This window comes from Nocardia tengchongensis (genome assembly GCF_054781395.1).
The window spans coordinates 723,213-746,551 of sequence record NZ_BAAGUM010000004.1 but is presented as its reverse complement, the minus strand read 5'-3'; the positions used below and the strand labels follow the sequence as shown (position 1 = coordinate 746,551).

Genomic DNA, 23,339 nt, shown 5'->3' with positions numbered 1-23,339 from the left:
GAACGAGATCGGGCACACACATGACGACTGAGCTTCTCCGCAACTACATCGCCGGCCGGTCGGTCGCCGCGACCGCGTCGGAGTCGTTCGAACTGATCAGCCCCGTGGACGAATCGGTGACCGGGCGCAGCCCGATCTCCGGCCAGGACGACATCGACGCCGCCGTCGAGGCCGCCACCAGCGCGTTCCCCGCGTGGAAGGCGACCACCCCGAGTCAACGTCAGGCGGCCCTGCTGAAGCTGGCCGCCGCCATCGAGGCCAATTCCGCCGCGCTGGTCGAGGCGCAGTGCCGCGACACCGGCCAGCCCAAGCACCTGGTCGCCTCCGAGGAGGTCGCCGCCGGAGCCGATCACCTGCGCTTCTTCGCGGGCGCCGCCCGCATGCTGGAGGGCAAGTCCGCGGGCGAATACATGTCCGGATTCACCTCGTACGTGCGCCGCGAGCCGATCGGCGTGATCGGTCAGGTGACCCCGTGGAACTACCCGCTGATGATGGCCATCTGGAAGATCGGCCCCGCGCTGGCGACCGGAAACACGGTGGTGCTCAAGCCGAGCGACACCACGCCGCGCAGCACCCTGCTGCTGGCCGAGCTGTCGCAGGGCATCCTGCCCGACGGCGTGCTGAACGTGGTGCTGGGCACCGCGAGCACCGGCGCCGCCCTGGTCAGCCATCCCGGGCTGGACATGGTCGCCATCACCGGTTCGGTGCGGGCGGGCGTCGCGGTGGCGGAAGCCGCTGCGGCACAGGTCAAGCGCGCACACCTGGAACTCGGCGGCAACGCCCCGGTCGTGATCTTCGGCGACGCCGATCTGGAGCTCGCCGCCGACCGCATCGGTGACGCGGCGTTCTTCAACGCCGGTCAGGACTGCACCGCCGCCACCCGCGTCCTGGTGCACGAGTCGGTGCACGACGATTTCGTCCAGGCGCTGGTCAAGAAGGCGGCGACGGTGAAGCCGGGCCTGCCCGACGATCCGGACGCCACCTACGGCCCGCTCAACAACATCCGCCATTTCGAGTCGGTCACCCGCAAGATCGCCGAACTGCCCGCGCACGCCACCGTGGTGACCGGCGGCAACCGCGTCGGCGAGCGCGGCTTCTACCTCGCCCCGACCGTGATCACCGGGGTCCGCCAGGACGATCCGATCGTGCAGGAAGAGTCCTTCGGCCCGATCGTCACCGTGCAGGCCTTCGCCGACGAGGCGACCGCCGTCCAGCTCGCGAACGACGTGGTCTACGGCCTGGCATCGAGCGTGTGGACTCGCGATCACGGTGTGGTGCAGCGTGTTTCGGCGGCCCTGGACTTCGGTGCGGTGTGGGTGAACTGCCACATCCCGCTGGTGGCGGAGATGCCCCACGGCGGGTTCAAGCGCTCCGGGTACGGCAAGGACCTCTCCGCGTACGGCGTGGAGGACTACACCCGCATCAAGCACGTGATGAGCGCGCACGACTGATTCGCCGCCGCCCCCTCTTCCGTAACTCCTTTCCGCAGAAAGACTTCCAATGACCGAGATCACCTACCGGCTCCCGCAGCAGCGGGTGCTGTCCACCGCGCTACCGGGTCCGCGCTCGCAGGAGCTCGCCGCCCGCCGCAAGGCCGCCGTCGCCGCGGGCGTGGGTTCCACCGCACCGGTGTACGCCGCCGACGCCGATGGCGGCGTCATCGTGGACGTGGACGGCAATTCGCTCATCGACCTGGCCGCCGGCATCGCCGTCACCAACGTCGGCGCCTCGCACCCCAAAGTGGTTGCGGCGGTACGGGATCAGATCGAGCGCTTCGCCCACACCTGCTTCATGGTGACCCCCTACGAGGCCTACATCCAGGTCTGCGAGGAACTGTCGGCGCTCACCCCCGGCGATCACGAGAAGCGCAGCGTGCTGTTCAACTCCGGCGCGGAAGCGGTCGAGAACGCGATCAAGGTGGCGCGCTTGGCCACCGGCCGCACCGCCGTGGTCGCCTTCGATCACGCCTATCACGGCCGCACCAACCTGACCATGGCGCTGACCGCGAAATCCATGCCGTACAAGTCGCATTTCGGCCCGTTCGCGCCCGAGGTGTACCGCATGCCGATGTCGTACCCGTTCCGCGACGGCGGACTGGACGGCGTGGCCGCCGCCCGCGAGGCGATCTCCCGGATCGAGAAGCAGATCGGCGCGGATTCGGTGGCGGCGATCATCATCGAGCCGATCCAGGGCGAGGGCGGATTCATCGTTCCCGCGGCGGGCTTCCTGCCGACGCTGGTGGAATGGGCGCGCGCCAACGGCGTGGTGTTCATCGCCGACGAGGTGCAGACCGGTTTCGCCCGCACCGGCGAATGGTTCGCCTGTGATCACGAGGGCGTGGTGCCCGACATCATCACCATGGCCAAGGGCATCGCGGGCGGCATGCCGCTGTCGGCGATCACCGGCCGCGCGGATCTGCTCGACGCCGTGCACGCCGGGGGACTGGGCGGCACCTACGGCGGCAACCCCGTCGCCTGCGCCGCCGCGCTCGCCGCCATCGAAGCCATCCGCGACCACGACCTGCCCGCCCGCGCCAAGCACATCGGTGAGGTGGCGACGGCGCGTTTCACCGCACTGGCGCAAGAGATTCCGGCGATCGGCGACGTACGCGGCCGCGGCGCGATGCTGGCGCTCGAGTTCGTCCGCCCCGGCACCACCGAGCCCGACGCCGCGCTGACCGCGGCCATCGCCAAGCGCTGCCTGGAACAGGGCGTCATCACCCTGACCTGCGGCACCTTCGGCAACGTCATTCGACTGCTGCCGCCGCTGGTGATCAGCGACGAGCTCCTCGACGAGGCGCTCACGGTGCTCTGCACCGCAATCGGCGACCTCGCGAACTGAAGACGGTCAGGGAGAACAATGTTGGAATACGACCGCATCAGTGCACTGATCCCAACCGGCGTCTGGATCGACGGCACCTCCGTCCCCGCCGCCGGCGCGGGCACCTTCGCGGTGCACAACCCGGCCACCGGTGACATCCTCACCGAGGTGGCCGACGCGACCGGAGCTGACGCCCTGCGCGCCCTGGACTCGGCTTGTCGCGTCCAATCCGATTGGGCCGCAACGGCTCCGCGTGAACGCGCGGTGATCCTGCGGCGCGCCTGGGAAATCCTGGTGGAGCGCACCGAGGAGATCGCGCTCCTCATGACCCTCGAAATGGGCAAGACCCTCGCCGAAGCCCGCGGCGAGGTCGCCTACGGCGGCGAATTCCTGCGCTGGTTCAGCGAGGAAGCCGTGCGCATCGGCGGCCGCTACGCCGAGGCCCCGGGCGGGACCGGACGCATTCTGGTCACCCAGCAACCGGTCGGCCCGTGCCTGGCGATCACGCCGTGGAACTTCCCGCTGGCCATGGGGTCTCGCAAGATCGGCCCGGCGCTCGCGGCGGGCTGCACCGTCATCGTGAAGCCCGCCGAGGACACCCCGCTCACCATGCTGGCCCTCGCACAGATCTTCGCCGAGGCCGGTCTGCCGGCGGGCGTGCTGTCGGTCCTGCCCGGCAGCGACGCGGCGGCCATCACCGCACCCCTGCTGGCGGACCCGCGGCTGCGCAAGGTGACCTTCACCGGCTCGACCCGCGTGGGCAAACTGCTCCTGCGCCAGGCCGCCGACAACGTGCTGCGCACCTCGATGGAATTGGGTGGCAATGCCCCGTTCATCGTCTTCGAGGACGCCGACTTGGATCAGGCGCTCACGGGCGCGATGGCGGCGAAGATGCGCAACGGCGGCGAAGCGTGCACCGCGGCAAACCGCATCTACGTGCACAATTCGATTCGCGCGGAATTCGCCTCCCGGCTCGCCGAGAAGATCGGCGCGCTGCGCGTGGGACCCGGCCACGAACCGGGCGTCGACACCGGACCGCTCATCAACGAGCGGCAGCGTTCGAGCGTCGCCGCACTGGTCGACGAGGCCGTCGCGGCCGGAGCCGTGGTCCGCACCGGTGGCAAGGCCATCGACGGGCCGGGCTACTTCTTCCAGCCCACTGTCCTCGACGAGGTGCCCCGCACCGCTCGCATACACCGCGAGGAGATCTTCGGCCCCGTCGCCGCGATCTACGGCTTCGACACCGAGGACGAGGTCGTGGCCCTGGCCAACGACACCGAATACGGCTTGGCCGCCTACTTCTACACCCGCGACCTGGACCGGGCACTCCGCGTGTCGAACGCCCTGGACGCCGGCATGGTCGGCGTCAACCGCGGCATCATCTCCGATCCGGCGGCCCCGTTCGGCGGGGTGAAGCAGTCCGGTCTGGGCAGCGAGGGCGGATCCGAGGGGATCCACGAGTACCTCGACACCAAATACGTCGCGCTGACCCGCTGACGTCATAGTCCGGCACCCCGGCCCCTGCGCCGAATTCGGGTGTCACACCGGGCTACCGGCAACGACGCCGGTGCACGGCTTCCCACCGCGGTGCGGTGGGGTCGTGGCCTTCGGCCGCCACTCCACCGAACCCAGTACCAGGAGCTTGAATGCTCGTAAACAACGCTTCCGAGGCGGCAGTGCCCGATCAGGATGACACGATCCCCAGCGGGAAAGGCTTGGCCACCGGCAAAGTCGGTACCTTCGCGGGCGCCATCCTGTCCATCGCGTCCATCGCGCCCGCCTACACCACCACCGCGAGTATGGGTCTGATCGTCGCCGCGGTCGGGCTGAAGATGCCCGCCCTGCTGATCGCCGGATTCGTTCCCATGTTCCTGGCGGCCTACGCGTACCGCGAATTCAGCGCCGAAACCCCGGACTGCGGAGCATCTTTCACCTGGTCGGCCCGCTCGCTCGGGCCGTACGCCGGCTGGATGGCGGGCTGGGGCGCGGTGATCGCGGTGGTGATCGTGCTCGCCAATATCGCCGCGGTGGGGGCGACGTTCCTGTATCTGTTCATCGGCCGGCTGACCCATTCGGCAACGATCGCCACGCTGGGTGACAACAAGCTGATCAATATCGTGACGACGCTGGCGTTCCTGGCAGCGGCGGGCTGGGCGGCCAGTCGCGGCATCAGCTCGAGCGAACGCGCGCAGTATGTGCTGGTCGGATTTCAGCTGATCGTGTTGCTGGCGTTCGCCGGAATCGCCTTGGCCAAGGCCATGAACGGCGACGCGCCGTCCGGGCTGAGCTTCAGCCTCGACTGGTTCAACCCGCTGACCGGTCTCACCCTCGGCGCCTTCGCGATCGGATTGGTCGGCTCGGTGTTCATGTACTGGGGCTGGGACACCGCGCTCACCCTGGGCGAGGAGTGCACGGACCCCAAGCGCACACCGGGCCGGGCCGGGCTGCTGTCGATCCTGACCGTGCTGGGCACCTATCTGCTGCTCGGCGTCGCGCTGATGTGGTACGCCGGTGTCGGCGACACCGGTATCGGCCTGGGCGGCACGGACGCCCGCAACAATGTGTTCGGCACGCTCGCGGAGCCGGTGATGGGCGGTTCGGGGGAGTTGCTGCTGTTCCTGGCCGTGCTCGTCTCGACCATCGCGAGCCTGCAGGCCACCTTCCTGCCCGCGGCCCGCGCCATGCTCGCCATGGGCGCTTTCAAAGCGCTCCCACAGCGTTTCGCGTCGGTGGACCCGGTGTGCCAGGTGCCGCGTTTCGCCACCGCGGTCGCCGCGCTGGTGGCGGGTGGCCTCTACGCGATCACCGCACTGCTGTCCGAGCACGTGCTGCTCGACACCATCGCCGCGCTCGGCATCATGATCTGCTGGTACTACGGCATCACCGCCTTCGCCTCGGTCTGGTACTTCCGCAAGCGCTGGTTCGCCTCGGCGCGTGACGCGGTGTTCAAGCTGATCTTCCCGCTGGCGGGCGGAACCATGCTGCTGGTGGTGTTCGGCATCTCGGTCCGGGAGAGCTTGAAGCCGGAAATCGGCAGCGGTGCATCGATTTTCGGTATCGGGCTGGTCTTCTACCTCGGCTTCGGGATTCTCGCGCTGGGCGCGGTGCTGATGCTGATCCAGCGCTGGCGCGAGCCGGAGTACTTCCGCGGCGAGACCCTGCCGCGCGCGGTGTCCGGCGACCCCATGCCGGCGCCCGCCGAACCGCACTCGCACGCTCTGTAGTCCTCTGAATTTCGGTAATCAGGAGTAGTCATGAACATCATCACCTGTCTCGAACCGCCGGTCTCGCATGCGCGAGTACAGGATCCGGTCCGTGAACCGCTGCGGGTCGCACTGGTCCAGCACCGCTGGCAGGCCGATGGCGATGCGGTGCGCGCCGAGTTGAACGAAGGCATCGCCCGCGCGGCCGAACTGGGCGCGAAGGCGGTCTTCCTGCCGGAGCTGACGCTCAGCAAATACCCGGCCTTCGAACGCGGCGGCGAGAACCCGGGCGCCGCCGCCGAGGATCTGGCCACCGGCCCCACCTTCACCTTCGCCGCGAAGGCGGCGATCGAGCACCGCGTGTTCGTGCACGCCTCGCTGTACGAGAAGGCCGAACAGGGCGACGGGCTCGGTTTCAACACCGCCATCCTGGTCGCCCCGACCGGGGAATTGGTCGGCCGCACCCGCAAACTGCACATTCCGGTGTCGGCGGGCTACTACGAGGACACCTACTTCCGCGCGGGCCCGGCCACCGACGAGGCGTACCGGCCGCACAGCCACCCCGACCTCGGCCCGGCGCGCATCGGCATGCCGACCTGCTGGGACGAATGGTTCCCGGAGGTCGCCCGCATGTATTCCCTCGCCGGCGCCGACATCGTGGTGTACCCGACCGCCATCGGATCCGAGCCCACTTTCCCGGCCTTCGACACGCAGCCGCTGTGGCAGCACGTGATCGTCGGAAACGGCATCACCGCCGGCACTTTCATGGTGGTCCCCAATCGCTACGGCGACGAGGGCGAAATCACCTTCTACGGTTCGTCTTTCATCTCCGACCCGTACGGCCGCGTGCTGGTACAGGCCCCGCGCGACGAGTCCGCGGTGCTGGTGGCCGATCTGGATCTGGATCAGCGCAAGGACTGGCTGGCGCTGTTCCCGTTCCTGGACACCCGCCGCCCCGATACGTACGACCGGCTGACCGCGCCGGTGGACACCGAGCACCCCTTCGGGCGGCCGTGATGAGCTGGCGCATGCCCGCCGAACACGGGCCGCACCGCCGAACCTGGATGGCCTTCCCGCCCGCGGGTTCGGAGATCACGGCGACCCCGGAGGCGGTCGACGAGGCGCGCGCCGCGTGGACGGCCGTCGCGCACGCGGTGGCCGAGTTCGAACCGGTGACCATGATCGTCGATCCGGCCGACGTCGGCGAGGCGCGGCGGACCCTCTCCGCCGCGATCGACATCGTCGAAGCCCCGCTCGACGACGCCTGGATGCGCGATATCGGGCCGACCTTCGTGCACGCCGCGGACGGTTCCGTGGCGGCCGTGGACTGGGTGTTCAACGGCTGGGGCCAACAGGATTGGGCACGCTGGGACCACGACCGCGAGATCGGCAAGGCGGTCGCCGCGGCCGCCGGGGTCCCGGTCATCGATTCGCCGCTGGTGAACGAGGGCGGTGGCATCCAGGTCGACGGCGCCGGGACCGTCATTCTCACCGACACCGTGCAACTGGATCCGTTCCGCAATCCCGGACTGACCAAGGCCGAGGTCGAGGCCGAACTGCGCCGCACCATCGGCGTCGACACCGCGATCTGGCTGCCGCGCGGGCTGTGGCGGGATTCGCAGCGCTTCGGCACCCGAGGGCACTCCGACATCGTGGCGGCGCTGCCCGCGCCGGGCGTGGTGCTGGTGCACGACCAGCGCGACCGCGAACATCCCGATCATGACCTCAGCGTCGAGCTCATGAAACAGCTGTCTGCCGAAACAGCCTCCACCGGACAACCTTTCGAGGTCGTCCCGGTGCCCGCGCCGCGCACGCTGCGCGACGAGGAGGGGTTCGTCGACTACAGCTACATCAACCACTACGTGTGCAACGGCGCGGTCATCCTGTGCGGGTTCGACGACCCGAACGACGCGGCGGCGGCCGCCGTCCTGGCCGAGGTCTATCCCGGCCGCGCCATCGTCACCGTCGACGCGCGGCCGATCTTCGCCCGCGGCGGCGGCATCCACTGCATCACCCAGAACGAACCGCTGCCCGTCGCCGCCGGCCGCTAGCGGCCCGTTCACCGCGCCGACCTGTCACGCCACTCTGGCGAATGAGGGGCGGGTCGGCGCGCCGAAACGGCGCGGGCATGATCGTGACCGCGCACACATACTGAAATAGCAACCTTCGGGCTATCCGAAGGGAAAGAACTGGTTAAGGAGCTCTCGTGGCTGTCATCAGTCGAGACGTCGTGATCGTGGGTGCCGGACCGTCCGGCCTGACCGCCGCGACAGAATTGCGGAAGTCCGGCCTGACGGTCGCGGTCCTCGAGGCCCGGGACCGGGTCGGCGGCCGGACCTGGACCGGCGACATCGACAACGCCATGATCGAGATCGGCGGCCAGTGGCTGTCTCCGCACCACACCGCCGCGCTGGCCCTGGTGCGCGAGCTGGGACTGGAGACCTTCTCCCGCTATCGCGACGGCGAGTCGGTCTACCTGGCCGCGGACGGCACCCGGCAGCAGTTCGTCGGCGAGGGGTTCCCCGCGCCCGCCGAGACCGCTGCCGAGATCAATCGCCTCATCGAGCTGCTGGACGACCTCGCGGCCGAGGTGGGCGCGGAGGCCCCGTGGGCGCATCCGCGCGCGGCGGAACTGGATTCGGTGCCGTTCAGCATCTGGCTGGAGCGCCAGTCCGACAACGAGTACGCCCGGGAGACCGTGTCGTTCTTCGTGGCCGGCGCCATGCTGACCAAGCCCGCGCACACCTTCTCCGCCCTGCAGGCGCTGCACATGGCCGCCGCCCAGGGCTCCTACACCGCGCTGGCCACCGACACCTTCATGCTCGACAAGCGGGTAATCGGTGGGATGCAACAGGTTTCGCAGCGTCTGGCCGCCTCGCTGGGCGCGGACGTGCACCTGGGCGCGCCGGTGCGCCGGGTGCAGTGGTCCGACGCAGGTGTCACGGTCTTCGCCGACGGCGATCTCGAGGTGCGCGCGGACCGGGTGGTGCTGGCCGTGCCGCCCAACCTGTACTCCGCGATCAGCTTCGACCCGCCGCTGCCGCGTCGCCGGCATCAGATGTACCAGCACATGTCCTTCGGATTCGTAGTCAAGGTGCACGCGGTGTACGAGACGCCGTTCTGGCGTGAGAAGGGTTTGTCCGGAACCGGTTTCAGCGACACCGACATCGTGTCCGAGGTGTACGACAACACCAACCACGGTGCCGACAACGGCGCCATGGTGGGTTTCATCGCGCACGAACAGGCGGACGCCTACTTCGCGATGGGTCCCGCCGAGCGCAAGCGGGCCGCGGTGGACTGTCTGGTGCGCTACCTGGGTCCGGAGGCCGCCGATCCGGTCGTCTTCTACGAATCCGATTGGGGCTCGGAGGAGTGGACCCGCGGCGCCTACGGCGTCAGCTTCGACCTCGGCGGCATGACCCGCTACGGCCACGATCACCGCGACCCGATCGGCCCCATGCACTTCGCCTGCTCGGACCTCGCGGGCCACGGCTTCCAGCATGTCGACGGTGCGATCCGGATGGGACAGGCGGTCGCCGCCGCCATCGTGGCGCAACGCAGTCTGGTCTGAGGGCAGCCGAGCACAGCCCGGTCGCTGCGATCGGCGACCGGGCATGCCGCTACACTCGGTTCTGACTGAAAAGTCAGTCAGTAGCATGGCTCGGTGTCGAAGGAGGAGGACGCATGGATATGGCGGCCTTCGGGCGTTACAACCTGCAGTCGCTCTTGGGTGAGGGCGGCATGGGGCGGGTGTACCGCGCCTACGACACCGAGACCGACCGGGTGGTGGCGGTGAAGGTGTTGCACGAGCACTTCGCGACGGATCCGGAATTTCGTGAACGGTTCCGGCGCGAAGCGCATTCCACCGCCCGGCTCCGCGAGCCCCACATCGTGCCGATCCACCACTTCGGCGAGATCGAGGGCCGGCTCTACCTCGACATGCGTCTGATCGACGGCACCGATCTGCACACCCTGCTGTCGCAACGGGGCGCGATGCCGCCCGCGCTGGCCGCGTCCATCATCGACCAAGCCGCCGCCGCGCTCGACGCCGCGCATGCCGACGGATTGGTGCACCGCGACGTGAAGCCGTCCAATCTGCTGATCAGCGGCCGTGAATTCGTGTACCTGATCGACTTCGGCATCGCCCACTCCGGAGCGGTGGGGCTCACCGGCGTCGGCAACGCGATCGGCACCTTCACCTACATGGCGCCCGAACGGTTCACCACCGGCCGTGCCGATGCGCGCTCCGACGTCTACGCCCTGGCGTGTGTACTCCACGAGTGCCTGACCGGCCTTCGCCCGTATCCGGGCAACCAACTGGAACAGCAGCTGGCCGGGCATCTGAACGCGCCACCGCCGCGACCCAGCCTTGCGCGCCAGGGCATTCCACGCGCATTCGACGAAGTGATTGCCCGCGGGCTCGCCAAGAACCCCCTCGATCGGTATCCCACCGCCGGTGCGCTCGCCGCGGCCGCGAAGCGGGCGGCCGAATCCGACGGTTGGGCCAGGGCCGATACCCTGCCCGCTGTCGGAGCGAATATGCCGGCCGCCAGAATCATCCCGCCCCCACCCCCGCGCGTCCCCGGTCCCGCGACGCCACCCGGGCCGGCCGCGCACCGGCAGCCGCGACGCCGTCGCCGAGCGGCCGCGATCGTCTCGAGCGTGGCGCTCTTCGCCGCACTGATCGGCATCATCGTCTACCTGCTGGTGCCTGCGGGCGAAGAACCGGAGTATCAGGACGGGAATTCGGTCCGGACGACCGAGTACTCGTCCGAAGGAGTGTCCCCGCTTCCCGGCGAGTAGTGAGACTCGAGATGCGGCCGAACACCTTTCGCGGGAGCACTCCTTCGCGGCCCATCGAGAACAGGAGCCCCAGTACGCGCCGCAGTTGGGCGTGGCCGGTGTGGAGGTCGGTCTCGGCCCGGGGTGCGTTCCGGGCTTAGAGGAAGGGCATTGTCGTTCTCACATTCGATTGTGGTTTTCCCCTGCCGCGTCGTGGCGGAAGGTCGTTCGGCCGGAAAGCCATGTCTCGAGCACCTGGATCCCTGGGATCGATTGCGGTGCGGTGTATCTCGGATCGGAGCTGAGCCACACCAGGTCGGCGGCGGAACCCGGGGCGAGGGTTCCCCAGGGGGCGGCGCGGCGATCCGCGAACGCCTGGTGCGCGACGCCGGCGGTGTAGGCGTCCAGGGCGGTGGTGACGTCGACGAGCTCGGCGGGAATCCAGCCGCCGCTCGGTTCGCCGGCGGCGTTGCGGCGCGTCACCGCGGTCGCGATACCGTCCAGCGGAATCTCCGACGACACCGGCCAATCGGAGCCGAAGGCGACATGGGCGCCACTGTCGATCAGGCTCCGGAAGGGGTACTGGCGGTCGGAGCGACGGCCGCCGAGCCGGGGCATCGTCAACTCGACCATGACGCGGTCGAGTTGAGCCCACAGCGGCTGCACGTTGGCTACCACACCGAGTTCGGTGAACCGGGGAATGTCCCGCGGGCTGACCAACTGGGCGTGAGCGATCACCGGTCGGCGGTCCTGCGGCCCATTGCGATCGGTGCATGCCGCGACCGCGTCGAGCGCCGAGCGGACCGCCGCGTCGCCGATCGCGTGGATGTGCAGCTGGAACCCGGCGGCGTCGACCGCGACGGCGGCATCGGCTGTGTGAGACAGGTCACTCGGGGTGGAGTCAGTATGCGTCGAATTCGAGATTCGGCAACCAGCCGTACTGGCGAATCTTGATAAAGGGGTAGTGCCGAAATGTACATTGGCTTCGAATGGCATTTCTTGTACCCGGGAAGAATGTGTATTTGGCTGCTTGGATGCCGCTTGTGAGGCATCCATCACATTTCGGACGGAACTGGAACGGTTCAAGAAACGCTATCCAGCTCTTATTGTCTCGCACTATCGCTCGAAGAACATTATTTTATTAGTTCGATCAATCGGCGGTCATTAGTGTCGAAAACGGAAATTCCAACCGTTTCGGAATGAGGCCATTCATGTCGCTGATCAACAAGAAGATCAAGCCCTTCTCCGCGGAGGCGTTCAAGAACGGTGCGTTCGTCACCGTGTCCGACGAGGACATCCGGGGCAAGTGGGCGATCTTCTTCTTCTATCCCGCCGACTTCACCTTCGTGTGCCCGACCGAACTCGGTGATCTCGCCGATCACTACGCGGAGCTGCAGCGTCTCGGCGTGGAGGTCTTCTCCGTCTCCACCGACACCCACTTCACACACAAGGCGTGGCACGCGTCGTCGGACACCATCGGCAAGATCGAGTACGCGATGATCGGCGACCCGGCCCTGCGGATCAGCACCGACTTCGAGGTGCTGCGCGCGGACGAGGGTCTGGCCGACCGCGGCACGTTCCTGGTCGACCCGGACGGCGTCATCCAGTTCACCGAGGTCACCGCGGAAGGTATCGGCCGCAACGCTTCCGAGCTGGTCCGCAAGGTCAAGGCCGCGCAGTACGTCCGGTCCCACCCGGGCGAGGTCTGCCCGGCGAAGTGGGAAGAGGGCGACGACACTCTGGCTCCGTCGCTGGAGCTCGTCGGCAAGATCTGAGTCGCCGGCGGTTCTCCAGCTCCCAGCTCTTCCAACCTTCGGAGTAGACCCTCATGCTCGACAATTCGCTCGCAAGCCAACTGAAGACGTTGCTCGAGAAGGTGACTCAGCCGATCGAGCTGGTGTCCACCCTCGATGACCGCCCGAAGTCCGCGGAGCTCGCCGGACTGCTCGACGAGATCGCCGCGATGTCGGATCTCGTCACTCATTCGCGCACCGGCGACGACCCGCGCCGGCCGTCGTTCGTGATCCGGCGCGCGGGCACCGACATCGAGGTGGGGTTCGCCGGAATCCCTCTGGGACACGAGTTCTCGTCCCTGGTCTTGGCGCTGCTGCAGGTCGGCGGCCACCCCTCGAAGGAGGCGGCGGACCTGCTCGACCAGGTGCGCGACCTCGAGGGGGAGTTCACCTTCGAGACCTATTTCTCCCTGTCCTGCCAGAACTGCCCGGACGTCGTGCAGGCCCTGAACCTGATGTGCGTGCTGAACCCGAACATCCAGCACGTCGCGATCGACGGCGCCCTGTTCCAGGACGAGGTCGACAACCGCCAGGTGATGGCGGTGCCGACGGTATTCCTCAACGGTGAACCGTTCGGGTCGGGTCGCATGACCCTCGAACAGATCGTCGGCCGGCTCGACACCGGGGCGGCCGAGCGGACCGCCGCCGCGATCTCGGAGAAGGATCCCTTCGACGTACTCGTGGTCGGCGGCGGACCGGCCGGTGCGACGGCGGCGATCTACGCGGCGCGCAAGGGAATTCGCACCGGAGTCGTGTCGGAGCGCCTCGGCGGCCAGGTGCTCGACACGATGGGCATCGAGAACTTCGCCTCGGTGCCCTACACCGAAGGCCCGAAGTTCGCCGCCGAGTTGGAGAATCACGTCCGCCAGTACGACGTCGACATCATGAACGCCCAGCACGCCACGAAGCTGACGCCCGCGCCCACGGAACAGGGCCTGGTGGAGGTCGAACTGGCCAGTGGCGCGCGGCTGCTGTCGCGCAGCGTGATCATCTCCACCGGGGCGCGGTGGCGGTCGATGAACGTCCCGGGCGAGACCGAATACCGGAACAAGGGCGTCACGTACTGCCCGCACTGCGATGGCCCCCTGTTCAAGGGGAAGCGCGTCGCGGTGATCGGCGGCGGCAATTCCGGCGTCGAAGCGGCCATCGACCTCGCCGGAATCGTCTCGCACGTGACGCTCGTCGAGTTCGACGTCGAGCTGCGCGCCGACGAGGTGCTGCAGCGCAAGCTGCGCAGCCTGCCCAACGTCGAGATCCTGCTCGGCACGGCCACGACCGAGGTCGTCGGTGACGGTGTCAAGGTCACCGGCCTGACCTACATCGATCGCGAGTCGGAAACGTGGCACTCGATCGACCTGGACGGCGTCTTCGTCCAGATCGGCCTGCTACCCAACACTGAATGGCTTGCCGGCACAGTCGATCTCACCCCCCGCGGCGAGATCATCGTCGACGACCACGGCCGGGCGTCCCTGCCCGGGGTATTCGCCGCCGGCGACTGCACCGCGACCCCGTTCAAGCAGATCATCGTCGCCGCCGGATCCGGGGCGACGGCAGCGCTCGGCGCGTTCGACCACCTGATCCGCACCAGCCTCGTCGTCGACGCCGTCTGAGCCGGGCAGCCAGGCCGAGCATCCGGCGTCGCCGGTCTCGGCCCGGCTGCCGGCGGCAAGGATTCGGTTGGCGGGGCGGATCAGTAGTCTCGCTCGCCGATCCGGTGGACGTGGATGGCGTTGGTCGAGCCGACCGTGCCGGGGCCGACACCTGCATGCCGGGCAGGGCTCAGAGGTGACCTGACATTCCCGACGGCTGTGTCGTCGGAAGTCGTAGGTCCTCGAGCATGGAAGAAGGCACACCGATGGGTATTTTCTTGTGGATCCTGCAGGCGATCCTGGCCGCCGTGATCGGCATGTCCGGTGTCGGAAAGCTGGTTCGATCGAAAGACGAGCTGGCCGAACAGTATCCGTGGGCGCACGACTTCTCGCGGACGACGGTGTGGCTCATCGGTGTGGTGGAGATCGTCGGTGCGATCGGGCTGATCGCTCCGGCCGCAACCGGAATCGCCCCCATCCTGACCCCGATCGCCGCGGCCGGCCTGGGGGTATTCGCGCTGCTGGCGGCGATCCTGCACATCCGCCGCAAGGAAGGCCGCGGTGTGCTGGTAGTCATGATCTTGTTCGGGATCGCCGCCGTCATCGCATGGGGCCGTTTCGGCCCGTACGGCTGGTGATCAGGCGTCAGGGGTTCGGCGAGTCGTCAGGTGAGGTGGGGCGGCGGCGCGGCCGCCAGCCGGGCCGGGGGACGCTGTCGAGCAGTGCCCGGGTGTAGGGGTGCTCGGGACGACGGAGCAGGTCGTCGGTGGGTCCGGCCTCGACTATGCGGCCGGCCTGCATGACGATGCTCTGTTCGGTGACCTGGCGGACGACCGCCAGGTCGTGGGTGATGAAGACGTAGGAGATGCCGGTGGACTCCCGGATGTCGTCGAGCAGGTTGAGGATCTGCGCCTGGATCGAAACATCCAGGGCCGCAACGGCTTCGTCGAGGACCAGCACCCTGGGGTCGGCGGCGAGCGCGCGAGCGATGGCGACGCGCTGGCGCTGGCCGCCGGAGAGATGCGCGGGCAGCGAGGCGAGCAGCCGTGCGTCCAGGGCGACCATGTCGGCGAGCTGCTGAACCCGGTCGGCGGTGGAGGTGGCCGGGGCTTTGTGCAGCTGCACGGCCTCGGTGAGGGTCTGCCGGACCGTTCGCTGTGGGTCGAGGCTGGTGTAGGGGTCCTGGAACACCATCTGCGCCTGGCGGGCCCGTTCGCGCCGGGCGCGGGTGGAACGGGACGGGTGGGAGCGATCGCTGCCACAGCAGACGATGCTGCCCGAACTCGGCTGTTCGAGCCCGATGATCATTCGGGCGACCGTTGTCTTGCCCGAGCCCGACTCTCCGACGATGCCGATCGAGGAACCGGACTCCACCTCGAAGGACACGTCGGTGACCGCGGCGAAGGAGCCGAAGTTCTTGCACAGTCCGGAGACTCGCAGTGCGTGTTCGGTCATTCGGAGTCTCCTCGCAGCTGCGGTCCGAGCTCGGCGGCACGCAGGCACCGCACGGCGCCGCCGGATTCGTAGGTCAATGGCACCGGGCCCGATTCGGTGCAGTTCGGCAGGCGGAACGGGCAGCGTTCGGCGAACGCACAGGTCGGCTCGGCCTCCCAGGCGCCGATCGGCCGACCGGGTATCGCGGCCAAGCGGGCCCGGGGTCGCTCGAGGTCGGGACGCGCCCCCGCCAGCGCCGCGGTATACGGGTGCCGCGGATTGTGGTGCAGCGCTTCGGATTCCTGCGACTCGACGATCTGGCCCGCGTACATCACCGCGGTCCGGTCACAGACGGCGGCGGCGAGATCCAGGTCGTGGGTGATGAACAGCAGCGAGACGCCGGCGTTGTAGCGCAGCTCGTCCAGGATCGCCATCACCTCCGACTGGGTGGTGACGTCGAGTGCGGTGGTGGGCTCGTCGGCGAGAATGAGCTTGGGGTCGCCGAGCAGCGCGGCGGCGATCATGACGCGTTGCAGCATGCCGCCGGACAGGTCGCCGGGGTACTGCCGCATCCGGCGGGCGGTGTCGGTGATGCCGACCTCCGACAGCATGCGCTGCGCGCGCCGGGTCGCCTCGTGCCGGTCGACCCGGTCGACCGCGCACATCTGCTCGGTGAGGAAGTCGCCGATGCGCCGGACCGGATTGATGTAGGCCCGAGGGTCCTGGAAGATGACCGCCATGTCGCCGCGCTTGCGACGCAGGGCCTCACCGCGCAGACCCAGCAGGTCCTGACCGTCGAACCGGATGCTGCCGGTGGTCTGCGCCCGCTCGGGCAGCAGCCGGGCGAGCGTCCGCAGCGTCATGGATTTGCCGGCGCCGGATTCGCCGACCAGCCCGAGTGCTTCGCCGCGCTGGATGGTCAGTGAGACATCGCGCAGGACTTGGCGTTTCTGGCCGTTGACGTCGAGGGTCAGGTTCAGGCCCTCGATTTCGACCAGCGGAGTTTCCGGGGCCGTGAACGCGGGACTGCGCGACCCGGATACGGCGTGGGGGGTGGCGGCGGTCATGAGTGGTCCTTGCCCTGTTTGTCGTTGAGGCGTTCACCGAGGATGTTGAAGGAGACGATGACCAGCACGAGGGCGGTGCCCGCGATCATCGACTCGGCGGGAAAGCCTTGCAGCACACCGGTTTCACCCTCGGACACCATGACACCCCAATCCGCTTGCGGCGGCTGGACGCCGAGCCCGAGGAAGGAGACCGCCGCGAGATCGAGTGCGGCCCAACCGAAAAGGATGGTGGCCTGGGCGACCAGCAACGGCGCGATATTGGGGATGAGATGCCGGATCGCGATGGACCAGGCGCTGCTGCCCTGCACTTCGAGCGCCTCGATATAGGGCAGCGATCGTTCGCGCAACGCCGCCCCGCGCACGATCCGGGCGACGTAGGGTGTGTACGCGACGGCCAGCGCGAGTGCGGCCGACCACTGGCTGGGGCCGAAGACCGCCGCGCCGAGGACCGCGAGCAGCAGACCCGGGAACGCGAAGACGAGATCCGAACCCGAGGAGATGACGCTGTCGGTCCAGCCGCGCCGCCAGGCGGCGATCACCGCGAGCGCGGTGCCGCCGGCGATCGAGATCACGATGACGATGAACGCGCCGAGCATGGACGAGCGCGCGCCGACGAGCAGCCGGGACAGCAGGTCTCGGCCCTGGGAGTCGAATCCCAGTGGATGCGAGCCGGTGCTGCCGACGAACGCGCGTGACAGGTCGCTCTGGTTCGGCGGGAACGGCGCCAGCAGTGGTCCGAACACGGCGATCAGGATCGCCAGCACGATGATCGCCGCGCTCACGTAGCCGATCCAGCCCACGCCGTGCAGACGTGGCAGTTTCCACCGGCGAGCCGGCGCGATAACGGTTGCGGGGACAGGCAGCTGCCCGGAGGTGATGGTCATACCGCCGCCGTTCCGAGGCTGACGCGCGGGTCGAGCAGTGCGTAGAGGAAGTCGACGATGCTGTTGACGATCACGAACGCCACCACCATGAGTAGCGAAATGGCTTGGACCACTGCGAAATCCTTGTTCTGTGCGGCCGTGACCAAGCTCGAGCCCAGGCCGTTGAGGTTGAACGCCTGCTCCACGATCGAGACCAGCACGATCAGCGAGGCGAGAGCCAGGCCGGTGACGGTGGTGATGGGAATGGCGGCATTGCGCAGGATGTGCTTGCGCAGAATCTGCCGCGCGGGCACGCCGCGGCTGATCGCGGTCTGGACGTGCTCGCGTTTGGATTCGGCACGCACCGACGTCCGGGTGATGCGGGCGACGAGGGCCAGCGACGAGCAGGCCAGCGCGATGGCGGGCAGTGTCAGATGTTTGACCTGATCGGTGAACCCGACGCCGTCACCCAAGGCCGGAAACCAGCCCAGCTTCACGGCGAACACGCTGATCAGCGCCAGCGCGGCGACGAACGAGGGGAGCGCGGCAAGCAAGGTGGTGGTCAGCAGTGCGGCGGTGTCGAGCCAACCGGGCTTGAGGGCGCTGAGAATACCGATCCCGATGCCTGCCACGATGATGATCAACGAGGTGTAGACCACCAGCATCATCGTGGTCGGCGCGCGTTGCGCGATCAGGGTCGACACGTTCTCCCGGGCGCCGACGGAGTAGCCGAGATCGCCGTGCAGCGCCGACGTCAGCCAGTACCAATAGCGCACCGGCAGTGGATCGTTGAGGTGATACCGCTCGGTCAGGATCGCGCGGGCCTCCGGAGTGACCTGCCGTCCACCGGTCAGCACCGCGATGGGGTCGCCGGGGGCCAGATACATCGCGGCGTAGATGGCGATGCTGGCGATGAACAGTGTCGCGAGCAGCAGGGCGCCGCGTCGAAGCAGGAAGCGTCGCATGCGGTTACCCCTGTCCGAGCTTGGCCAGCCACGGCGCCTGCATGTAGGCGAACGACGACGGGGCGCCGGTGAGCTTCTGGTCCATGATCAGGAACAGCGGCGGATGCACCATCGGAATCCACGGCAGGTCGGCCATCACCAGCCGGTCGGCCTCGATCGTCGCCGCCGCCCGCTGCTCCGGATCCGCCGCCGCCCGGGCCCGCTCCAGCGCCGCGTGCACCTGCGGATTGTCGTATCCCGAATAGTTCTGCACGCCTTTGGGTTCGGTGTAGCTGGCGATCAGGGCCGCGGGATCGGCGTAGTCACCGTAGGTCGTGGTGCTGAACGCGTCGACACCCTCGCGCGCCTTGGGGTCGGTGAAGAAGTTGATGTAGTTCTGCGGGGAGACATTGTGCAGACTGGCCTTCAGGCCGATCGCGTTGGCGGCCTCCAGCCAGGCGTTGGCCGCGGTGTTGACCGTCGACAGTCCGGTGGAGGTGCCGATGACCATCGGCTTGCCTTCGGCACCGGCGTCACGGATAAGCTGTTTGGCCTGCTCGAGATCGAAGGTGGGTTCCGGCGCGGCGTTCCACGCCGCGGTGAAGGCGTCCTTCGCGTAACCCCACGTGCCCGGATTGGTGGACATCCGCGGCCCGACCGCGTTGCCGCCGTAGACGGCGTTGCTGAAACTGTTCCGGTCGAACGCCAGCGACAGCGCCTTGCGCACCCGCACGTCCCCGAGGACGCCGGTGAGATCCGCCGGAATCAAGAACTCCGTCTCGCCGGAGGTCCCCATGTGGATCCGGGTGTTCTTGATCTGCTCGAGTTCCCGGAAGGTGGAGGTGTCGGTCAGGTACGTCCCGCTGATCTCGCCGGTCGACAGCGCGGTGGTCAGCGTGGCCGCGTTGGAGACGCCCCGGAAGTCGAGCTGGTGGGTCATCGGCTTCAGCGACGGATCCCAATAATCCGGATTGGCGGTGACTTTCAGCGACTTGCCGGCCGTCCACTCCGCGAGCTTGTAGGGCCCGGTACACATCGTGCCGCCGTCCGGGGTGCCGAAACGCTGCCCCTGGGCACGGGCGTACCGCTCCTCGACGACGACGCCCGCCATCGACGAGAGCTCGCCCGGCAGCCAGTAGTCCGGGCCGCTCAGCGTGAGCCGGACACCGTCGGGACCATCGGCGGCGATCGAGGAGACACGGTTGAGCACCGTGCTGTAAAAACTGCTGGTCTGCGGATCCAAGTGGCGCTGCAGACTGAACACGACATCGGCGGGCGTCACCGGCTGCCCGTCCCAGAAGCGCACGCCGGCGCGCAATTTGAGGACCAGGGAGGTCGGCGTGTCGAAACGGTACTCGCTCGCCAGCCCGGGGGTGATCGACCCGTCCGGTTGCTGACGCAGCAATGAATCGCACAGCGTCGAGACGACGGTGTTCTCCGGGTAGTCGAACGCCTGGGCCGGATCGATGGTGGTGGGGTCGCGGTACAGCGCCCAGGTGGCGCTGTCCACGGGCCCGGCGGCCGCGGACGTCACCGAGGGTAGACCCAGGAACTTCGCGTCGGAGATGGCGGTGGCGGTGGTCTCCGGCCGCCCGCCGCACCCGGCCAGCAGAGCTGTCGTGCAGGTGGCCAGGGCCACGAGTTTCATTGTGGTGATGCGCATTTCGTCCCTCGGGAAGTGTCGGGCCTATCTCGGTGTGCCGTCAGCGAGCCGCCGGGCACGGGCAGGTGGCGTGCTATGCCTCGGAGCTGATCGGTTCGGCGGTCAGAGCGCCGTAGCTGGCCGGGCGACGCGTGTCGAACATCCCGAAGGTGAGCCAGTCGCGGCGCTGATCCAGATCCAGGTCGGCGACCAGGACGCTGTCGCGGTCCCGGGGAGCCTGCACCATGGTGCGCCCATACGGGTCGGAGATGAACGAGGACCCGTAGAAGGTGATCCCGTCCTCGTGTCCGGTCCGATTCACGGCGACCATGAAGGTGGCGTTGGCCAGGCCGTTGGCCGCGATCATCTGGTGCCACATCGGCAGGGTGTCGAACTCGTGCAGCTCGGGGTCACTGCCGATCGCGGTCGGATAGACCAGGATTTCGGCGCCGCGCAGCGAATACACCCGGGCCAGCTCGGGGAACCACTGATCCCAGCAGGTGGGGAAGCCGAATCGGCTGCCGGCCGCGTCGATCACCGGGAATCCGCTGTCGTCGGAATCGAAGTAGCGATCCTCGTGGTAGCCCGGGAACTCGGGAATGTGCAGCTTGCGGGTGCGGGCGAGCACCTCGCCGGTGGGGGACACCAGGATCGCCGTGTTGTACCCGAGTCCGGTGTCGCTGTGCTCGTAGAGCGAGGCGTGCACCAGGATGTCGTGCCGGGCCGCGAGTTCACGCGCGAACGTGGTGGTCGGCCCGTCGGGGATGTGTTCCCGGTGTTTCGGGGCGTCCGGGTTGTCCGGCACGGTCGCGAAGTACGGGCTCAGGGTCAGTTCCTGCAGGCACACGACCTGCGCGCCGAGCAGCGCCGCGCGCGCGACGCCCGCCGACAGCACGGCGCGATGCTCGTCGGGATCCGCGTGCCAGCGGGTCTGCACCGCACCGATCCGGATCGGCGTCCTGGTCGGCGGCGCCACCCGGGCGGGGGAGGGGAGTGGCGTGTCGATGGCGGTGACGATGACGAAGTTGCCGTCATCGGCGACGGTCTGGCCTCGGGTGCCCAGGTCGCTCATCGGACGGTCCCTTCGGTGATCTCGCTCGGAATCTGCTGGGTGATGCAATGCACGCCGCCGCCGCCGAAGGCGACGATATTGCCGGGGACACCGACGACTTCGCGATCGGGGAAGGCTTTCCGCAGGGTCGCCAAGGCCGGCTCGTCGAGTTCGTGCCCGGCGATCGGGGTGATCACCGCGCCGTTGGCGACATAGAAGTTGGCGTAGGCGACCATCGTCTCGGTGCCGTCGGGGAGGGTCGTGACCGGGAATTCCGGCAATTCGTAGATCTCGATGGGTCGACCCGCGGCGTCTGTCGACGAGCGCAGGACCTCGAGGTTCGCGGCCATCCGCTCGAAGTCGGGCAGCGCCGGATCCGTGCAGGTCTGGGCGACGACGGCGCCCGGACGGACGAACGTGCAGACGCCGTCGACATGGCCATCGGTGTGGGCGTCGTCGAAATGCCCGTAGGGAAGCCAGATCACGGTGGTGACGCCCAGTCGCCGCCGCAGTTCGTCCTCGATCTGCTCGCGCGACATCGACGGGTTGCGGTTCGGATCGAGCAGGCACTGTTCGGTGGTGATGAGCGTGCCCTCGCCGTCGACGGTGATCGAGCCGCCTTCGAGCACCATGTCCGACGGCCGGCGCTCCAGGCCGAGGTGCTCGAGGACGCGGCCGGTGAGTGCGTCGTCCTTGTCGTAGGGCAGGAATCGCTCACCCCACGAGTTGAAGCGGAAGTCCACGCCCGCGCGCCCGCCCTGCCGATCGTTCACGATGATCGGCCCCGAATCCCGGATCCAGGAGTCGTCGATCGGCAACTCGATGACATCGACCGCCTTGCCGCACGCCTTGCGGACCTCGTCGGCCTGCCCCGGGTTGGCGATCATCAGGACCGGTTCGAATTCGCCGATGGCGTTCGCGGTCGCGGCGTACTCGGCCTTCGCTTCCTCGAAGTAAGGGCCCCACAGGCTTTCGCGGGTCGGCCATGCCATGAGGCATCGCTCGTGGGGCGCCCACTCGGCCGGCATGCGCCAGGTCGTCGTACTGGGGTTCATGGGTTGTTTCCGATCCTTCGTCGTCGAAATCGTATGAGCATCGTCACATTGACTGAAAATTTAGTCAATGATGGTCAGTGGCCCGGACCAGCTGCGATCCGATGCCGGGGGATCGCCGCGGCGATCAGTTCGCCGGAGCCGGCGGGGTGGCCAGGTCGGCGAAGAACTGCAGTAGGGCGACGACCGTGATCGGGCCGCCGATGGCGATCAAACCGATGGCCGCGCCGAGCGGCGCCGCCGCTGCCGCCGTGACCAGGCAGCCGCCGATGGCGCCGGGAATCGCCAGGGTGCCGAGGGTGGGAATGCCCGCGCCCGCGCCCAGCAGCGCGCCGCCCGCGACGCATCCGACGGCGGCGCCGATCGCGGTACCGATCAGCGTGCCGACCGCCGCGCCGATGGTGGCGGCGCTGGACAGATTGGCCAGGGCCTGGTTGTAGTTGGGGTTCGCGGTCGCGTCGATCGAGTTCAACATCGGCGTCCCCGCGGGGGCGGGCACGGCCGTCGCCGGATCGGTGCTCGGCGTCAGGATCGCGGTGTTGCCGTCGATTCGGGTCGCGATCGGCCAGACCTTGTCATCGCGCTGGTAGCTCAGCGGCAGGACCGCGGCGAGTCGGCCGCTCCCGTCGAGGATGTGGAACCGATCGCCTTCCGCTGCCAGCGATCCGGCATCGGTGGTGACCACGACCGAGTGGTCGACGAGGCGGGCCCGGTAATGGATGCCGGGCTGCGCCTCGGGTGAATCTGTCTGTGCGGCAGCCAAACCGGCGGTTACCGAAGTGGCGGTGAGCGCGGCGACGGTGATGGCGGCCGTCGTGCCGATCGAGCGAAGCTTCATCCTGGTCTCTCTGGGTGGGCGGTGTGACGTGTCGAATAGTTTGTGACGGATCGTGTCCTGAGTCACCCGGCCATGTTGTCTAAAAATTCAGTCAGATTTCGCCGCAATGTCCACGATGTGCTGGTGGACTACCGCGGGTGTCTGGATTGACACGCTATCCGGCGCTAGTTGTTTGACTATTTAGTCAGCGTTACGATCGCGTTAGCCATGCGATCGCACGCGCGATCCGGCCGCCGAGGACGGACCGAACACGAGGAGTGG

General features: G+C 68.1%; 20 protein-coding genes. 11 read left to right on the top strand and 9 right to left on the bottom strand.

Annotated features, from left to right (window positions below):
* Positions 1-20 precede the first annotated feature (20 nt).
* From ACYVKL_RS08700 to ACYVKL_RS08665, 8 genes are all read left to right on the top strand, one after another.
* Positions 21-1,451, top strand: a complete 1,431-nt coding sequence (locus ACYVKL_RS08700) for an aminobutyraldehyde dehydrogenase (RefSeq protein WP_379169812.1) — start codon at positions 21-23, stop codon at positions 1,449-1,451.
* 49 nt (positions 1,452-1,500) lie between these two features.
* The gene (gene gabT, locus ACYVKL_RS08695; protein ID WP_379169810.1) at positions 1,501-2,841 is read left to right on the top strand and encodes a 4-aminobutyrate--2-oxoglutarate transaminase; all 1,341 of its coding nucleotides are present in this window, start codon (positions 1,501-1,503) and stop codon (positions 2,839-2,841) included.
* 18 nt (positions 2,842-2,859) lie between these two features.
* Positions 2,860-4,317 (top strand): NAD-dependent succinate-semialdehyde dehydrogenase, encoded by a 1,458-nt coding sequence (locus ACYVKL_RS08690; protein WP_379169808.1) that lies wholly within the window; start codon positions 2,860-2,862, stop codon positions 4,315-4,317.
* Positions 4,318-4,466: 149 nt separating this feature from the next.
* On the top strand, positions 4,467-6,044 hold the full coding sequence (locus ACYVKL_RS08685; RefSeq protein WP_379169806.1) for an APC family permease: 1,578 nt from the start codon (positions 4,467-4,469) through the stop codon (positions 6,042-6,044).
* Between the two features lie 30 nt (positions 6,045-6,074).
* A complete protein-coding gene (locus ACYVKL_RS08680; RefSeq protein ID WP_379169804.1) occupies positions 6,075-7,040 on the top strand; it encodes a nitrilase-related carbon-nitrogen hydrolase in 966 nt (321 codons plus the stop codon).
* Entirely contained in the window at positions 7,040-8,074 is a 1,035-nt protein-coding gene (locus tag ACYVKL_RS08675; RefSeq protein WP_379169802.1) for an agmatine deiminase family protein, read from the top strand. Before ACYVKL_RS08680 ends, ACYVKL_RS08675 begins: the two co-directional genes overlap by 1 nt.
* A gap of 155 nt (positions 8,075-8,229) precedes the next feature.
* Positions 8,230-9,594 carry a flavin monoamine oxidase family protein gene (locus tag ACYVKL_RS08670; protein ID WP_379169800.1) on the top strand — a complete coding sequence of 455 codons (1,365 nt, stop codon included), beginning with the start codon at positions 8,230-8,232 and terminating at the stop codon, positions 9,592-9,594.
* A gap of 113 nt (positions 9,595-9,707) precedes the next feature.
* Entirely contained in the window at positions 9,708-10,826 is a 1,119-nt protein-coding gene (locus ACYVKL_RS08665) for a serine/threonine-protein kinase (RefSeq protein WP_379169798.1), read from the top strand.
* A 159-nt stretch (positions 10,827-10,985) separates the two neighbouring features.
* On the opposite strand, the gene ACYVKL_RS08660 is transcribed toward ACYVKL_RS08665, so the two are convergent.
* Positions 10,986-11,861 carry an amidohydrolase gene (locus tag ACYVKL_RS08660; RefSeq protein WP_379169796.1) on the bottom strand — a complete coding sequence of 292 codons (876 nt, stop codon included), beginning with the start codon at positions 11,859-11,861 and terminating at the stop codon, positions 10,986-10,988.
* Positions 11,862-12,016: 155 nt separating this feature from the next.
* Here ACYVKL_RS08660 and ahpC point away from each other — a divergent pair, with 155 nt between their 5' ends.
* The 3 genes from ahpC (at position 12,017) to ACYVKL_RS08645 (ending at position 14,825) form a co-directional block, all read left to right on the top strand.
* Positions 12,017-12,580 (top strand): alkyl hydroperoxide reductase subunit C, encoded by a 564-nt coding sequence (ahpC, locus tag ACYVKL_RS08655; RefSeq protein WP_379169794.1) that lies wholly within the window; start codon positions 12,017-12,019, stop codon positions 12,578-12,580.
* A gap of 53 nt (positions 12,581-12,633) precedes the next feature.
* The gene (ahpF, locus tag ACYVKL_RS08650; protein ID WP_379169792.1) at positions 12,634-14,208 is read left to right on the top strand and encodes an alkyl hydroperoxide reductase subunit F; all 1,575 of its coding nucleotides are present in this window, start codon (positions 12,634-12,636) and stop codon (positions 14,206-14,208) included.
* A gap of 245 nt (positions 14,209-14,453) precedes the next feature.
* Positions 14,454-14,825 carry a DoxX family protein gene (locus tag ACYVKL_RS08645; RefSeq protein WP_379169790.1) on the top strand — a complete coding sequence of 124 codons (372 nt, stop codon included), beginning with the start codon at positions 14,454-14,456 and terminating at the stop codon, positions 14,823-14,825.
* Between the two features lie 7 nt (positions 14,826-14,832).
* On the opposite strand, the gene ACYVKL_RS08640 is transcribed toward ACYVKL_RS08645, so the two are convergent.
* The 8 genes from ACYVKL_RS08640 to ACYVKL_RS08605 form a co-directional block, all read right to left on the bottom strand.
* Positions 14,833-15,642: an ABC transporter ATP-binding protein gene (locus ACYVKL_RS08640; protein ID WP_379169788.1), complete on the bottom strand. Its 810-nt coding sequence runs from the start codon at positions 15,640-15,642 to the stop codon at positions 14,833-14,835.
* Entirely contained in the window at positions 15,639-16,688 is a 1,050-nt protein-coding gene (locus tag ACYVKL_RS08635) for an ABC transporter ATP-binding protein (RefSeq protein ID WP_379169786.1), read from the bottom strand. Before ACYVKL_RS08635 ends, ACYVKL_RS08640 begins: the two co-directional genes overlap by 4 nt.
* The gene (locus ACYVKL_RS08630) at positions 16,685-17,572 is read right to left on the bottom strand and encodes an ABC transporter permease (RefSeq protein WP_379169784.1); all 888 of its coding nucleotides are present in this window, start codon (positions 17,570-17,572) and stop codon (positions 16,685-16,687) included. Before ACYVKL_RS08630 ends, ACYVKL_RS08635 begins: the two co-directional genes overlap by 4 nt.
* Positions 17,569-18,516, bottom strand: coding sequence for an ABC transporter permease (locus ACYVKL_RS08625; protein ID WP_379169782.1), 948 nt, complete (start codon positions 18,514-18,516; stop codon positions 17,569-17,571). Before ACYVKL_RS08625 ends, ACYVKL_RS08630 begins: the two co-directional genes overlap by 4 nt.
* A gap of 4 nt (positions 18,517-18,520) precedes the next feature.
* The gene (locus ACYVKL_RS08620; RefSeq protein WP_379169780.1) at positions 18,521-20,158 is read right to left on the bottom strand and encodes an ABC transporter substrate-binding protein; all 1,638 of its coding nucleotides are present in this window, start codon (positions 20,156-20,158) and stop codon (positions 18,521-18,523) included.
* 73 nt (positions 20,159-20,231) lie between these two features.
* Complete coding sequence (locus ACYVKL_RS08615; protein WP_379169778.1) at positions 20,232-21,209, bottom strand: nitrilase-related carbon-nitrogen hydrolase; 978 nt, start codon at positions 21,207-21,209, stop codon at positions 20,232-20,234.
* Positions 21,206-22,243, bottom strand: coding sequence for an agmatine deiminase family protein (locus ACYVKL_RS08610; RefSeq protein WP_379169776.1), 1,038 nt, complete (start codon positions 22,241-22,243; stop codon positions 21,206-21,208). Before ACYVKL_RS08610 ends, ACYVKL_RS08615 begins: the two co-directional genes overlap by 4 nt.
* 124 nt (positions 22,244-22,367) lie before the next feature.
* On the bottom strand, positions 22,368-23,078 hold the full coding sequence (locus ACYVKL_RS08605) for a DUF8020 domain-containing protein (RefSeq protein WP_379169774.1): 711 nt from the start codon (positions 23,076-23,078) through the stop codon (positions 22,368-22,370).
* Between the last annotated feature and the right edge of the window lie 261 nt (positions 23,079-23,339).